Genomic DNA, 16439 nt, shown 5'->3' with positions numbered 1-16439 from the left:
CTCCATTTAATATATAGTTTGAGTATAATTTTTCATATTTTAAAAAATCAAAATATGAGAACCTTTTTCTAATCTTTACGTTCGTTAATCAATTTTCTCATTTTCTTTACATTTCCATTTATTTCTTCATATCTCTTGTATAATTTATTATTATTTTTGATATTTGGATTGCCTTTAGGTCCGACCTTTGGATGCCATAAATGATATATAGAACTATTGTTGATTCTTTTAAAAGGTCCACATAAAGTATTCATTGCATCTCTGAACGCGTTATCTTCTCGACCCCAACCTACAAATCTTTCGTCAAATCCTTTAATACTATTAAAATTTTTGCGAGTAACGATGATAACTCCACTTACAGGTTTAACAGTTTTGTCTTGAAAACGCTCTGTAGATTTAAATTTTGTCGATAAAGGCCATTTAGGGGAAGTCTTTAACAGTCTTATAGTACTTGCCTTTGAGATGTCTAACCATTTACCATAGGGAATAACCCAAGCATGTTTATCAAGCAACCGAATCCCCTTAATTAAAATTTTTGGATTATATATAACATCTGCATCAGCTATAACAAACACATCCTTTGTAGCCTTTTTTGCAGCTCTATTAATTGCTTGTGATCGATTAAAAGGTTCACTTTTGCTCGTTCCAATACACAATTCAACTTCAGGCATTACATTTTTATAGTAGGATTTTACCCATTTAAACAATTTATCCCTTTCGCCATTGTCTGGTTTGTATGGGATTAATACAGATACTTGGTTTAACATCTTTTTTCCTCCTTGTTCTCATTATGTTAGAACGCCTCTGTTTATAAATTTATCGAAAATTGAATGGGTTACTACCTTAGAGTAAACCATAAGTTGTTTAAGTAAATCCAAGAAATCTATTGATCTTTCCAAACCTAATTATTTTGAGGAGAAGTGAACCGCTCTAGTGATTTTGTTTTACTTGATTTTAAAATAATTATAGAACCAATCTTCAAGCTTTTCTCCTTGTAAATTATAATCTTTGGCTGAAATTCCTGGGTCTTTGTTTCCCTTTAACATACTATTATTGTCACCATGTGAGAGAACCCAAATCACAAAGGGGAGATTAATCATTTTATATTTCTTGTTGAGTTTTTTTAAACGCTCTGGGGACTTTGGATGTGCCTTTAGAGTTAATATATTAAAGGGATTCGCTTTCTTTTTCTTAGGATTAGGAAAATCCTTTTTAGAAAAATAAAAAAGTGCATTAGTTCCACATCTTTTATAGAATTCTCCCATTTCCCAAATCTCTTTTCGTCCAATATTTGTTATTAAACCTTTCTCTAGTATGAAAGCATCGGAAAACGGCTGGGACCTTATATATTCTACAAATCTATGGTGTATCCAGTCATCCGCATCGACAGCCATAAAATATCCATGAAACCCTATTTTATACAAATATTCACCTATCACTCTACGTTTACGCATTTTATCTTGAGAAAATCCTTTTGGACTTGTAGGTGAAGAGAATTTAACTGGTAACCACTTAACTCGCTTATCATTTAATTCCTTAATATTTGGTTTATTATGCCCAGCAATTATAATACGAAAATGTTGGTCAGTATTCCTGAATATTGATTTTAAGGTATTCGATAAATTTTTCTGTACCTTATTCCAATTGCGAGATACCTTTTTACTTTTGAGCGAAATGCCAAAAGCAATTTCTTTCCGGTTGGGTGCTTTGTTCAACTGTTTGCTTACTTCTGATTTATATTGTTTAAAATATTTTTCAACTTCATCTAATTGCTTCTTAATAGGGGATTGAACTTTATCACGGTCATTTTGCTTCGCCACCTATTTTCCCTCCTTTTTCATAGGTAACATATAGGTCCATATTAGATAAATCTAAAAAATTTACTCCTACCTACTATTTATAATAGTTAAATGCGAAGAGAATTTAATAAAAAAACAGGTGGTAAATTTCCTGCTAAATTAGGAATCATGCTTCAAGATTAAAGGGTTTGTTAATGAATTCCCTTAGATTTTAGGCAGAGCTTGCCCTTTGGTGAACCTGCCTCTTTTTAATCATATGCATTGCTTCGAGTCTGGTGCAGAAAACCTGAGCAATCTACCAAATTTGGACACATTAATACCATTACTCTAAAAAGGGATATAGCCGGTATAAAAACCTAAAATTTGGTTAGGAGGAGAACATTATCAATCTGATCCTATTTACTGTCGAATGGTATCTATGGTACAACTTTAACATGTTGGATTTAATGGAAAGTATGGAATAGCAAGGATTATCTTTACCTCATACAACTAATATGGACTTCACTTAGAAGAAAGGGGAAAGTATCACCTTAACTGACCGTACACTACCCTCAGGTTAGATGAAAGGTATATCACAGTAAAAAGTCATGGGGTTACTTATATCATGCAGTCGATTTGAAGAGATAAATTGTGGATTTTTATGTAAGTAAATCAAGAAATAGAAAAATAGACAAATGCTTTCTTTACATCTTCGTTTTTTTCGTAGGCTAGTAATTTAAAAGAAACCGAAACCTTATATTTTCAGAAAGTAACTTTTGCACCTAAACCTAAATTTTTGTGTTAAAGATTTCTCCTTTCCCATGGGACAGAGTTCACTAAATAACTTAAAACGTTAGATATATCACATATCAATGTAGAAATTGAAATGGCTATGGATATCATTTTTTTAAAAAAATTATAAGTTTCTCAAGTTATACCTCATAATGCCATCCGAATGCCAATTTAAAAGTGGTATTTGATAAATAGGGGAAGCTACTCTTGACATTTCGTACCTTAGTTTCGTTTCAAAGGCGAGTGCCAAATGCTCTGAACTCCTAATCCTATTACTTTATCCAATATATATAAATCGGACTTATCATCAAGTTTTTACTTTTAATTTTTAATTTAAAGTCAATTGCCTAGAGGATACTGATTGCTAAATACATAAGATAAATAACCATTTGATAATTTAAAATTTTGGAACGGATTATGCTACTGAGTTATATATAACTTAAATTCAATGAGGAAGAGGTATCTAAGTATGATTGATTCATTACTGAATACTTTTCCATTTTAATTAAAATTAATTAGTTTGCTATTATGAAGAATATTTGATTGAAACGCCCTTTTTGTTAGTCGGCTTTACAGGAATAGGAAGATCCTCTTTACTTACTCCTTTTCTTATATTTTTCGGAATTCATCCTACTATAATAATTAGTATAAACTGGTGGTATTTTTGTTTATAATGCAATTACAAAGATGTTTAGTGCTTTCCAACGAGTTAGCAAAAAACAGTTAACTATCAATTAGTGAAATATTTAGCTATCGGAAGTTTACCATCTGCAATTATTGCAAATTTAACTTTTTATTACTTTTTTTCTGATTATTACAATGAGCACTGGATGATTTTACTTTTTGGTTTTATTTTAATTCTTATACCAGTAATTGTATTAATTCAACTAACATTCACTCGAAAAATAAATAGTCCTTGGAGGCTAAAGCTAATTATCGAAAAGCTCCTATAACTATCGTCATTGGTATAATTATAGGAGCTGTCGTATGCATAACTTCTATAGGAGCAGGAAGTTCATTTGCTTTATTCATTTTATTTTTCTATAATCTAAAATCTTCTGAAGTTGTCGGCACTGATATCTTCCATGCTTTTTTCTCGTTTCACTTACAGGCCTTCTCATGGATGGTTATGGTCATATAGACTATAAATTAACAGGTAACCTTCTAGTTGGCTCAACACCAGAAACAATTATTGGAAGCAAACTAACTAAAAAAATTCTTCTAAAACTAAAATTTTGATTATTTCGATTATGTTAGTTAGGGGAATTAAACTTACTATAAATTCTTAGTAGAATGTGAAAGGAATATAACACTGCTAATTAGTAAAATATAAATTTCTTTATTTCTAACATTTAATTATTGTGGCGCGAGAAGAAATGAATTGAGTGAATAGTTCAAGCACAAAGACTGTTCTTGTCCAACACTAACTTCCTGTTTCTGGTGATAGACTTATTGGGTTACACGAGAAAATAGAGAGTCAGCGCACGACTACCTAGAAAACGGCTAAGAAAAATAAATACTATAGACGCAGCTGAAGGTTTGTACACTTGATAATACCCCAATGATAAAAAGATCTATTTTATCGACAGAAAACAGAAAAGTAGAAAATTATATAACTGAACGGAACTAAATAATTACTGCTTACAGATTACTTTTTTAAAAAAATCATCTTATTTTTTCTTGTTTTTCTTACAATTATAATCAGAATCCATCTTTATGCTTGCAGCCGCACTTTTTGGGTGACTTCTAGCTTATGACTGCATTTTTTCTTGTGATTTTTGTTCTTACGACTGCATTTTTTCTTATGATCTTTGTTCTTACAGCCGCATTTTTTCTTGTGGTCTTTGTCCTTACAACCGCATTTTTTCTTGTGGTCTTTGTGCTTACAACCGCATTTTTTCTTGTGGTCTTTGTGCTTACAACCACATTTTTTCTTGTGGTCTTTGTGCTTACAACCACATTCTTTGCAGTGGTCTTTGTGCTTACAACCACATTCTTTGCAGTGGTCTTTGTGCTTACAACCACATTCTTTGCAGTGGTCTTTGTGCTTACAACCACATTCTTTGCAGTGGTCTTTGTGCTTACAACCACATTCTTTGCAGTGGTCTTTGTGCTTACAACCACATTCTTTGCAGTTGGATTCTTTTATATATTTTTTTATATAATAATCACTCATTTTAGCCCTTCCTTTCCTTAGTATTCTATTTATTTTATTCATTGACAGAGAAAATGTTTGTATGCTTGTATTAGTAAATTAGAATCATTTTCCATCAAAAGATCTTTTAAATGTTTGTAACCTTTTGTAATGCTGATTACGATGTGAAAAGCAGTCGTATTCTTACAGTGTATCTTAAATTTCTTATTTATAAATCCAAAGATGCTCTCTATCTGAAGCAGGTTGCTTAGTAGCGAATTCATCGGTTGTAAGCAGAATTAGGCACAGAACAAGTTGTCCAAAATACTGGTGAGCCAGGGGGGGTGACTTAATAGTTTTTAATTTTACATCTAATGGATAATCAACTCTTGTTTCCATTGAAAAATAACCCAAGCGATGATTAGGTATTGTATACCCGTGTTTCAACTTAAAGGGATTTTCTACTTATCTCATTCTATTAAATCCTTCTTTTATCTTATTAGGAAATTAACTGGCTTTATTATCAATAAACGTGCTTTGATATAAAGCACGTTATTTCTTTATTATATCTATCATCTTATTAAGGTGATGATGGAAGGTGTGGTGGTTTAAAACTCTTCAGGAAACTAACTCTCGCTCTTCAGTATTGGAAAGGTAGTTACTAACTCTATTAATTGAATTCTTATCTGTTTTAAATGACACAACTCCATTTCCTTCATCAAAATTTTTGGGGGATCGTAGATTCATTCAGTAAGCTGAAATGTACCACAGCTAGCTATATCAGAGGTGCGATTATTTATGATTTTATTTATAATATTTGCACTATTTTGATTCACTTTATTATTATACGAACGTTAAGTATTAAGTGTAATTTTTGAGTTTGAATAGTAATTAACAGCTTTTGATGGGGAATCCAGTGTTGAATCAAATTTAAATTTTAAATAGAAATTTTAGGGAATATCGTTTTTTTCATTTTCCAATAACTTGTATTTGGTAAAGGGTCTCTTAAAACATCATGATTTAGTCGGTGCCATGAACATTCGATATGTACCTGTGATTGATGGTAACAGTCAATCATCCTAAGGTGCTATATGTACTGTCTTAAGAGGGGCAATGAGATGCCCTCATCTTGAAGGTTGTTCAAAATAGAAATGGACTGTGAACGCTTAGTCATTCAAGAACTCCACCCGCCACAACGTTAGGTGTAGGGCTTGCAGCTTTAGCCGTGGGATTCCCAAATATCGATTGGAATATGAATAATTCACTTGATTCTTGATAAATTTTCACTTCTATATCAGGAAATTTTTGAAGTTCTCTTAAAATATATTGATTAAAAAACTAATAGATTCTAGGAGAACCTTATGGCATATATAAAATCCGCATTTTATCCACCTTTATTTTTATAAATATGTATAGCTTCTTCTTTAACTTAATCATTCGTTAGATTATTTTTCTAATAGTCCCTTAAATACGACCTCTACTAGAGGGTGACTTTTCACAAATTTATACAAATTACCATCTAAAAATCAGGCTGTTTATCTACAGCCTGATTTTTAAGTTATAAATCCAATATTACCTTTGGAATAAGTCTTGGAAAAAGGATTTACCAACATTCGTTGTTATCTTCTATGAACAAGATTCCAGAAATATTGTCGCAATCTTCAATAAGTGTTCCTTTTACAGAGCCTGTGGTAGAATCCATCATTTCTCTATCGAAACTGAAGATCGCACAACCAGTTTCAAAGTTAAAGCTTTCTAAGTTAAAAACCGTTGGATCTATCCCATCAACTGATATTGGTTGCGAAGTATGTTTATTCAGTAACAATAATTTACTTTCACAACCCGTAACAATATCCACGCCACCTTTATTTGCAATTTGATCTAATAACTCACAAACACAGCTTTTATAAATGGGTTCACTATCTTCCCATAGTATATCGTCACTCTCATATGGCGTGTCAGTACTCTCATATGGCGTGTCAGTACTTTCATATGGTGTATCGTCACTTTCATATGGTCTAACGACGCTTTCATATAGCGTGCCAGTGCTTATATTTTTAACACTCCTTTTTCTACCTTTAAGTTTTTTCACAATATAATATCTGGTTTCGTCTCGGGATGAGATGCTCATGGTAGACCTCCTTTAAAATGGATGCATTTACTTATATCTAAGTTCCGTTAATTTAATGTATCTTGCGCTTATAAACATAAATTAACTACATAGATAAAATAAATTTTAAAACACATAATGTTAAAATCCGTTTTTTTATTTCTTGACTATAATTAACATTATTTAATCACATAAAATACAAATACTTCATTTGATGATAAGGATAGAATATGTATATTCATATACTAATGAAAGTGTACCTATATTAGTGGGGTGATTTTTCACACAGAAGAGCTTTTATCTCAGAGACGAATGAGAAAAGTGAAAGAGAGCTATTCCAATAATTAAAACTTAAAACATTTAATCTATAGGCTTCCAAATTATATTTTATTTTTTAAGGAAATGGTGTGTCTTAAACAATCTAATTGAGATGTAGAAACTTTGCTTTTTCTAATCCCTAAATCTAATTCACAATTAAATGACTAAAGATGTCGAAGGAGATCAGATAATGGATAATCAATTGGAAGCTGTATGTGTTTTAGGAATACATTGAAGTAGATTTAATGATTACAAGATCATTAAATCTACTAGGCATTAATCTTTGGGAAGAGTCCCAACTAATTGCGAAAGGAGAGAAATTTAATCTGGCAGGATATTGGAAACATGGGGGAATTACTTTGAGACAGCAATAAATACTTAAGAAATTTTCGTATTCATGGGATTTACAAGTACTCTTACCAGAAAAATAATGAGAAAGTAAAGTTATATTCCTTCAAAAAAACGATTAAAACAAATTATAATTAAGAAATTTTTCGAAAAAAGCTATGGGGTTAGAGAGACCATAGAACTAGTTTCTTACTTCCAATGTAGCAACAGATTTTTCAAAAATTAAATATCAATTTCCCATACGTAATTGTCGGGAGAAATCCATTAGGTGTGGCTAATTCTCTTTATCAAAGAAATGGATTCTCAAAAGATAAGTCTTTTCTTATATGGACGCTATATACATTATCGTCATTTTTAGGATCGGAAAGTTCAAATAGAACAGTTATTCATTATGATGGTTGCTTAAAAAATTGGACAACAAAATTAAAAGAAGTAGCAAAAACGTTAGGAGTTATTATTTCTAACTATAAGAAGCTTTATAAATCCGTTGAGTCTTTCATCAATCCAGAATTTCAACATAGTAAATCAAGTGTGGAAGGTTTCCTAAAGGAAAATGGGGTTCCAATAATGACGGTATCATTATATAACTTTATTCTTACAATAGAAAAATCCCCGGAACTTTTAAACCCCAAAATTTTATATACGGAAAAAGAGGTCGATCCTGTTATTATCTATTATCATAAATATATTAATAATAAAGGTTATTTATCAAACAAAACAAAAGATACCTGTCTATTGAAAATGGTACAAAAATTAAATAACCTGAGTCCTTATCAGTATAGAACTCAGGCTGCATAGGTAGCTTTCTTAAGACTGTCTATTTGACAAAGGTCACTCTAAACCTTAGTAGCCTATTTACTTTTAATTAAAGGGAAACGGAAATTCTTTGGAGAATAAACAAACAAGGAAAAGTGGATATAGATAAAGTGAAAAATACGGAAATTTAAATATTAACATTAAAACGAATGTTTACATGTTTTTAATTCATTTTTGTTTAAAGCTTTCATGTTAAAAACCTTAATAAGAAAGCTTTTTTATGATGATATAATAGAATTACAAAGGGTTACTGATTTTCTTAATTCATAAGAGACTGTTTAATTTTGGAAGGAACTTGCAGCAGTATGGTGACTTTAGAAGTTTTACATGGAATCAAAATCTCCAAGTGAAGGAATAAAAAAGGGGAAGAATTTATTATATTATAAACCTTTACTACAAGTGAAGTAAGGGGGCCCTCATACAATTCTTGATATTAAAATAAAAATTGTAATTCATCCTAATCGCCATTCCCGCCTTATTGAAATTCGCCATACATTTCTCTTAGCACAGTTGGTCTTCCTATTGAGTGATATTCCACATTGGAACTTTTTGCATCCTTTAATGAAAAACAATTTCGACCATCGAAAATAACAGGATCTTTCATTAACTGAGTTGCCTTTTTTAAGAAAGATTCAGTAATCTCCTTCCATTCCGTTAGGATAAAAACAAGATCTGCTTCCAAAAGGGCCTGTTCTACAGAATCTGTATAATTTATCCCCTGTGGAAAAACCTCTTTTGCATTCTCAACTCCTACTGGATCATACGCAATTATTTGTGCGCCTTCCTTCAATAATTGTTTTGAAATATAGATAGAAGGTGCTTCTCTCATATCATCAGTATATGGTTTAAAAGTTAATCCTAATAATGCTATCCGTTTGTCAATTAAATTTCCAAAGCGTGTTTTTGCTTTTTCTACTAGTAAGGATGGCTGTTTTTCATTTACTTTAATAGTGGATTTTATAATTTCTAAATCATACTGAACGTTTTCTGCAATTTTGATCAATGCACTATTATCCTTTGGAAAACAAGAGCCTCCATATCCAATGCCCGCATTTAAAAAATGAGGACCAATTCGTTTATCTAGTTTCATTCCTTTTGCTACCTCTTCAATATTAGCTCCAACTTTATCACATATATTGGCTATTTCATTTATGAAACTGATTTTCGTGGCTAAAAAAGTATTAGATGCATATTTTATCATCTCAGCACTGTAAATATCCGTTTTAAATATAGGAATATCTAATGGCTTATAAACTTCCTCAAGAATACATGCTGCTTTTTCATTATCATGGCCTATAATAATTCGATCTCCGTGAAAGGTATCCTTTATGGCTGAACCTTCACGTAAGAATTCAGGATTAGAAATAATCTCTACTTTTAATTTATTCTTTAAATTATTTAATATCAGATCTTTTATATACATGTTAGTTCCAACTGGAACTGTGCTTTTTGTAACAACAATAACATCATTTGTTATATTTTGAGCAATATCCTTAGCTGCTTGTTCAATAAATCTAAGATTTGCAGAACCATCCACTTCTTGTGGAGTACCTACAGCTATATATATAATCTGCTTATTAGCAAGGCCTTCTTTATGACTTGCTGTAAAGTTTAACCTTTCTTTTTGAATGTTATTTGTTATCAATTCACCAAGTCCTGGTTCATAAATTGGAGAGTTACCTAATCTCAGTTCCTTAACTTTTTCTTCATCTATCTCGATACACGTAACATTATGGCCTATTTCTGATAAGCAAGTCCCTGTTACCAGACCAACATACCCTGTACCTATTATTGCTATATCCATGATATCTTCTTCCTTTCTTCAACTTGCTGTCAATTTATACTTAAATTAAGTTTTTAAACTAGTATTAAATCCCTTATTTAAGAATAAAATCAGCTAAACGTTAATGGTAGGTATTTTTTCTTTTTATAAACATTTAAAATTTATTCCTTTCACTTTTTGAATAGAAATGAAATGTCTTTATCTGACTTATAACCAATATATGATGAAGTTTTGTGGTGTTGTAGGCATTTAACATAATGTATAAACACATTTTTCAAAAAAGGATAAGGATATTTATATTGGGAATAGGTTCTGTCAACGGGGTTCTTAACAAAACTAAAATAGTGAAGGTATTTTTTCTTACCCAAGAAACAATCACTTATTGTATTTTGTAGGAAGGTAGTTCATATTCTATTTACATACTGTAGGTCAGAAACAATATCTATTTAATGGAGAGCAGATAATACGAAATATTCTCCTCCCCATCTTTCCGTAGCTTTACAAGCTTAATCTTTACACATTAAAAATTAAGCACAGATTATTGAATATAAAGCATTCTTCTAGGCATTCGACCTTGCTAATTGGCATTACTAGACTTTATCCCATAGATAGGTTGAACGAAGGAATGAGAGCGCTAAGACACTGGGAATCTGATCGCTATAAGACTATAGATACATTTTGCGATCATAGGTATGTCTCCCTCTGTTTTTAAAATAAAGGGAACAGAGTAATTAAGCTATTTCCCTTATCGACAGTTTGTAAAAAATGAGAATATATAGCTCTAATGAACGTGGAAATTTGTTTGTGTTTCTATTTCTCTCTACAAATCTATGATATTACTCAATTTACAGAGGGAAGTTTGTAGAGAGTATTCATCTAATACTTGATTTTAATTAACAAATATCAATAAAAATTACATTTGTTCTAATTTACATTGTGATCCCTAATGTTTGGTAATGGCTGGATCTATATTCCTTTAAAAACCTTTTTACACAGAGTTTATTTTATATAATGGTCTCAATTACCCAAAATAACAGCATGAGTTTAACCTTGTGCCGTTATTTTATTTCCAGAATTGCCACCATTTTTTAAGCATCTCTTGTTGTTGTTGTTCTTGCTTTTGTTGTTGTTCTTGCCATTGTTGCTGCCACCATTTTTTAAGCATTCCTTGTTGTTGTTGTTCTTGTTGTTCTTGTTGTTCTTGTTGTTCTTGTTGTTCTTGTTGTTGTTCTTGTTGTTCTTGTTGTTGTTCTTGTTGTTCTTGTTGTTCTTGTTGTTGTTCTTGTTGTTCTTGTTGTTGTTCTTGTTGTTCTTGTTGTTGTTGTTCTTGCCATTGTTGCTGCCACCATTTTTTAAGCATCTCTTGTTGTTGTTGTTGTTGTTCTTGCTTTTGTTGATATGTTAATCCAAGATAAGAAGCGTATTCAAGTGGTCTAATCAATGAATGATCCCGAACTGAACCACGATAAGGAAATGGAAGGGGATTAACTTCAAAAATCCATACATGTCCATTCTGATCCATTCCTAAGTCAATCCCTATATCTGCCATATGGTATCCAGATTTGTCAAAACCCCTACAAATCTTTAGCCCTATGTTACTAATAGACCTTTCCAAGTCTTCTATTTTTTCTTCATCATCAGTGATTGTTTTTATAAAATTGCTAATGGAATAGAACATTGCAAATCTAGGAATAACATGGCTAACATTTGTAGCAACCCGAACCAATATCATGGATACTTCCCACTCACCTCTACTATTTTTATTCATATTAATTCGAATATCAGTTGCATTTTCAGAATTTTTCATCGTTTCAATACTCTGCTGCAGAACATAGTCTTTAGGAGATAATTTAGGGAAAATCCAGTCCTGAAATTTCTGGTAAGATTTAAATCCTTTCTCTTGCATTTTATTCTTTTCTCTATAGAAAATTTTGATGTTTCCTTTCTTTTGCAACTTCACCCTAAAAATTCCTTTACTACTATGAGCAGTGGAGGCATTAATAGGTTTCAAAAAAATGTCCTTATATTGGTGTAGAAAGAGATAGAGGTTTGTCCTATTTTTTAATCTTTGGGTATAGGGGAGATGATTGCGTACTTCCTTATCCTTTTCCAGTAGCTTCCAACACTCCCATTTATCAAATATGAAATTATTAAATACCTTACGACCAATGACCCCTTCGATCTGTTTTATGACATTGTTATCCACATGACATTGCAAGTAAATCACGTCGGGAAAGGGAAACACCCCTTCTTTTCGATTAATTTCCTGCCCTTTTTTCTCCCAATAGACCCCTTTTACATTACCTCCCGCCAAGTTCAAGTTCTCAATACGAAATGCTATAAGAGTAACGTCATCGGGGTACTTTTCAAGTCTATCCTTTACTAGACTTTCGAATAATGGTTTCACCTTTGATACACAGATTCCTATAAGCGGGGACTTTTGCTCCATAATAATCACTCCTAAAAAATCCACCTCTTAGAGTTTGAGGTGGATAAACTGAATTAAAATTATATTTTATATTTCTAGTGTACTTCTATACTTCTGTAGCAGTAATTACAACGGATCCTAGACCTGGAAGAGATAGTGTAATCGGTGCAAGTGTTGGACAAGGAATTCCTGCTAAAGCAAGGGTTGCGCCGATAGGAGCGCCCAGGGGAACCGAAGCGCTGAGAATAATACCATCAACTGCTGTAACTAACGCAGTTCCAGTAACTACTACCCCTGCAGCCGTTGTTACTCTTACTGTAAGTGTACAAGTGTGTACTCCACCCATGTTATATCACCTTTCTTTTTTAAATTTTTTTATTGTTTTAGGAGGATGATTATAAAGGGTAGCAACCTAATTTTGTTCCCATCATTATTAACCACCCTCCCAACAATAGCTTATGCAATTGATTGGAAAGTGAATGGGACAAATGTTCATATATTTATTAATTTTTTTGATATCTAGGTTGATTAACTAAAAAGTAGACTATAATGACATTTTTTTAAATGTTTCAATATATTAGAACAATCAAAGGGAGGCATGAATTTTAGGGTTTCTGGTTCACACTAATCTCTAGAAACATAAAGTGTAAGTTTATTCTAAATTTATAGCTTATAAAGCTAATCTAAAAAGTCTTGGAATAAATTCATTTTGATTTCTAACAAACTTCATCTTGTAACCGTTTCAAGATGTTTTACGCTCTTCTTTTTAGATATTTCTGTCTTAATATAGAGATCTGTATAAATTTTTGGACCCAGACATAAAAATCAAGAAATATCTATGGCAAATACCGCCCATTAACTTGAATGTTTCCCTATATGAATAATATTGCGATGGTATCTGCGGTACAACCTTAGTCTTCGTGACCTAATCGAAATGATGGAAGAACGTGGACTCTTCATTGCTCATACAATCATCATGCGCTGGGTTCATCAGTATGACTCTGAACTAGATGGGCAAGTACGTCGTTATCTTAAGCCAACCACTGATTCTTGGCGAATCGATGAGACATATGTGAAAGTTAAAGAACAAGGGATGTACCTCTATCGTGCTGTTGATTCAGGGGGAAATACGATTGATTTTTATTTAAAGAAAACAGGAAATCACAGAGCTGCAAAGCGCTTTTTAAGAAAGCTTTGCAGTCTTTTCATATTTCAAAGCCTTGTCATAGCTTTCGATAAAAATCCGGCCTATTTTGTGGTTATTGAAGAGTTTGAAGAAAGAAAAAAAGATGCCTGTAGACATCCAACTAAGGAAGATTAAATATCTTAATAATATTATTGAACAAGATCATCGTTTTACTAAAAAGAGAGTTCGCTCTATGTTAGGATTAAAATCTTTTCGTACAGCCGAATCTATTCTTTCGGGAATAAAAGCAATCCATATCATTAAAAAAGGACAACTTACTTTACAGGACACGTCTGTCCAAAATCAAGTGAAATTCATTCATCAACTATTTGGAATGGCTGCATAAGAACAAATTCCATTAGAAATCTATATACCTCTTTTAAATAAATGTAATCTTTGCACCAGAACCCGCTTACCCGATCTAAATAACTTTGTATATTATATACAGCGTAAAAAAGAGAAAATCCCTATCTCGTAGGGACATGTTAATGTTTTTTCTATTGAAAGAATAAAAGGATCTAGATGTTTTTGCTATATTTATTATCTGTGTAAAGTCCCTGTATGAGTACTATTACTAACTGTTGCAGTTGCTGCAACGCCTGCTGGAATACTAACAGTATAGTAGTAATTTACTTCATCCTCATCATTAATGAGGGCATCAACAAATTCCAATGTTACAGCAAAGGTTGTATTTGCAGTAACTGATATAGTACGCGCATAAATTGTGGGACTTAAAAGTGGATTATATTGGGATTTTCTTACTTTGTGAATTCTAAATGTAATAGTACTTGGTAAAGTCGCACCGACTGTAACTGTACTTGAACCACTTAAATGGACAAGGTCACCATTAAATACTTCTTCAAATCTCACTGTTCCCATTATTTCTTCAACGGACGGAGCCGTTGTTGTAGAAGTAAGAATTACTGATCCAGCTTGGTTAAAATAGTCAAAATCTGCAACTGTTCTGCTGATTTTTTTTTCTTTATGATAGTCGTATTGGTCATTCTTACAGCAATGATGATCATGATCATCTTGAGAATACCTTTTTTTATGATTAGATTTATAATCTTTTTTATAATATTCCATTTTCTCATCTCCCTTTATTAGTGATGAGAACATACCTCAAATATCATTCTATGAATATAAAGTTAGACTTGTCGCATGTAAAGAACGGTTTTTATAAATTTCTGTTTGAAAATTTAATTTTTATATTGATTAATCACATTATGTAAACTTGAAATGAATAATCTATACAACCTAAAAACAAAAAAACTCCTGAGCCCTAATCAGGAATTTTTTTGTTTTTAGGAGCTAATTATAGAATGATGATTTATCCATCTTTAGTAGTTTGCTCAGGCTATAGAGTTTTATTTAATTTTTATTTCATTTTCTATTTTGTATCATAGTAGCTTTTACATTTTGAGAAGACAAAGGTTTCCTGGTAGAATGCTTGGATTGTATAGCCGTCTTTCAATAAGCCCACGGTAAAATCTTGAATGAGTGTGTCATTTGCACAAGCTGGAGGAATTGTGCCTATGGAAGGACTAATAAGTATCACTCTGCCAGTTGTTTGATTGAATGTCACAAATATTACATTGCAATGGCGATAACCATTTCCACGAAAATGATGTTCCGAAGTCATATCATCACTTCCTTTCGTAAGACAGGATACACAATCATGACATGAAATTTGATGGAGAAGGCTTGGACTTGGACAATTTTTGCTCTTTCTACGAAAAAAGATGTGTGATGGTATGGAAAAGGAGAATTTGTTCAAATGGAAACATTATCAGCCTGATGTTATTTTATTAACGGTAAAATGGCACCTGCGGTACAACTTTAATGGAAAGGATGGAGGAACGGGCTTTGTCCATTGCCCATATAACTATCATGCGCTGGGTTTATCGGTATGGTTCTGAACTAGGTGGGAGAGTACGGCGTCACCTTAAGGCAACTAATCATTCCTGGAGAGTGGGTGAAACTTATATTAAGGTAAAAGGTCAATAGATGTACCTATATCGTGCTGTTTATTCAGAAGGAAATACGATTGATTTTTATTTAAACAAAACAAGAGATCATAAAACTGAAAAGCGTTTCTTCAAGAAACTTTTGCGGTCTTTTCATGTTTCAAAGCCTCGTGTTATCACAGTAGCCAAGAACCCAGCTTATCCTATAGCTACTGAAGAGTTGAAGGGAGAAAAAAAGGTGCCTGTGTGATACATATGCTGAAAAAGAAGCAAGTTTACCAAAAGGTAAAGTCTGTCCAAGATCAAAACGAATTCATCCGTAAACTGTTTGGATTAGCTTCATAGGCTATGAATTTAAAGGAAATTGACACTTTATGTTTCTAGAGAATATTTTTGCACCGGAGCCCCAATTCCCTTTCTGTTCTGTATTGAGAAACAGCCTGCCAACTAAAGCATGGGCGGTTTTTCCCATTTTATACTACATTCAACACTATCAATAATTTTCCTCTTTTTCTACTCTTTTCGTAGTCTTTTAGCTAATTTCGCTACCAATTTATCATCTATTGGCTGAGGTTTATAATCCATTCTGTCTATTAAAATACCTTCTATAACCTTCATACGCCCTGTATAAAGCCCATATTGCTCCTCCGAACAGTTATCATTGCTTGGTGAATTTGCGTACTCTTACTAGCCTTTCTAAGGGTTAGCATTAAATCATAAGCCTTTGTCCTTTCTTTACGTACCAAACGCAGCAAAACTAACAAATCATACGTATGAAA

Annotated in this window: 10 protein-coding genes and 3 pseudogenes; 4 read left to right on the top strand and 9 right to left on the bottom strand. The window is 32.2% G+C overall.

Annotation, left to right across the window (positions count from 1 at the left end; all coding sequences use genetic code 11):
- Positions 1–68: 68 nt before the first annotated feature.
- From ACFX4N_RS29735 to ACFX4N_RS29725, 3 genes are all read right to left on the bottom strand, one after another.
- Entirely contained in the window at positions 69–767 is a 699-nt protein-coding gene (locus ACFX4N_RS29735; RefSeq protein WP_301264935.1) for a galactosyltransferase-related protein, read from the bottom strand.
- Positions 768–944: 177 nt separating this feature from the next.
- Positions 945–1820 (bottom strand): hypothetical protein, encoded by an 876-nt coding sequence (locus ACFX4N_RS29730; protein WP_301264936.1) that lies wholly within the window; start codon positions 1818–1820, stop codon positions 945–947.
- Positions 1821–4316: 2496 nt separating this feature from the next.
- Positions 4317–4694 (bottom strand): hypothetical protein, encoded by a 378-nt coding sequence (locus ACFX4N_RS29725; RefSeq protein ID WP_377263607.1) that lies wholly within the window; start codon positions 4692–4694, stop codon positions 4317–4319.
- Positions 4695–5703: 1009 nt separating this feature from the next.
- Here ACFX4N_RS29725 and ACFX4N_RS29720 point away from each other — a divergent pair.
- A pseudogene (locus ACFX4N_RS29720) lies at positions 5704–5787 on the top strand (RNA-guided endonuclease TnpB family protein); the annotation flags it as partial.
- A 520-nt stretch (positions 5788–6307) separates the two neighbouring features.
- Here ACFX4N_RS29720 and ACFX4N_RS29715 read toward each other — a convergent pair.
- Positions 6308–6835 carry a hypothetical protein gene (locus ACFX4N_RS29715; RefSeq protein WP_301264938.1) on the bottom strand — a complete coding sequence of 176 codons (528 nt, stop codon included), beginning with the start codon at positions 6833–6835 and terminating at the stop codon, positions 6308–6310.
- Between the two features lie 915 nt (positions 6836–7750).
- On the opposite strand from ACFX4N_RS29715, the gene ACFX4N_RS29710 reads away from it, so the two are divergent.
- On the top strand, positions 7751–8278 hold the full coding sequence (locus ACFX4N_RS29710) for a hypothetical protein (RefSeq protein WP_301264939.1): 528 nt from the start codon (positions 7751–7753) through the stop codon (positions 8276–8278).
- 493 nt (positions 8279–8771) lie between these two features.
- On the opposite strand, the gene ACFX4N_RS29705 is transcribed toward ACFX4N_RS29710, so the two are convergent.
- The 3 genes from ACFX4N_RS29705 to ACFX4N_RS29695 all read right to left on the bottom strand — a co-directional run bounded on the left by ACFX4N_RS29705 (position 8772) and on the right by ACFX4N_RS29695 (position 12853).
- Positions 8772–10100, bottom strand: coding sequence for a UDP-glucose dehydrogenase family protein (locus ACFX4N_RS29705; protein ID WP_377263605.1), 1329 nt, complete (start codon positions 10098–10100; stop codon positions 8772–8774).
- A gap of 1042 nt (positions 10101–11142) precedes the next feature.
- Positions 11143–12528, bottom strand: coding sequence for a YheC/YheD family protein (locus tag ACFX4N_RS29700; protein WP_377263604.1), 1386 nt, complete (start codon positions 12526–12528; stop codon positions 11143–11145).
- 85 nt (positions 12529–12613) lie between these two features.
- The gene (locus tag ACFX4N_RS29695) at positions 12614–12853 is read right to left on the bottom strand and encodes a hypothetical protein (protein WP_377263602.1); all 240 of its coding nucleotides are present in this window, start codon (positions 12851–12853) and stop codon (positions 12614–12616) included.
- 534 nt (positions 12854–13387) lie between these two features.
- On the opposite strand from ACFX4N_RS29695, the pseudogene ACFX4N_RS29690 reads away from it, so the two are divergent.
- A pseudogene (locus tag ACFX4N_RS29690) lies at positions 13388–14039 on the top strand (IS6 family transposase).
- Between the two features lie 194 nt (positions 14040–14233).
- Here ACFX4N_RS29690 and ACFX4N_RS29685 read toward each other — a convergent pair.
- Together ACFX4N_RS29685 and ACFX4N_RS29680 are read right to left on the bottom strand one after the other, a co-directional pair.
- A complete protein-coding gene (locus ACFX4N_RS29685; protein WP_377263600.1) occupies positions 14234–14779 on the bottom strand; it encodes a hypothetical protein in 546 nt (181 codons plus the stop codon).
- A 304-nt stretch (positions 14780–15083) separates the two neighbouring features.
- Positions 15084–15335: a hypothetical protein gene (locus ACFX4N_RS29680; protein ID WP_377263598.1), complete on the bottom strand. Its 252-nt coding sequence runs from the start codon at positions 15333–15335 to the stop codon at positions 15084–15086.
- Positions 15336–15447: 112 nt separating this feature from the next.
- Between ACFX4N_RS29680 and ACFX4N_RS29675 the strand changes: the two are divergent.
- Positions 15448–16005 (top strand): annotated as a pseudogene (locus tag ACFX4N_RS29675) (IS6 family transposase).
- Positions 16006–16439: the final 434 nt, after the last annotated feature.

Source organism: Priestia sp. YIM B13551 (assembly GCF_042787905.1).
Taxonomy (GTDB): Bacteria; Bacillota; Bacilli; order Bacillales; family Bacillaceae_H; genus Priestia.
The sequence above is the reverse complement of the archived record's forward strand: the minus strand, read 5'-3'. Positions and strand labels throughout refer to the sequence as shown.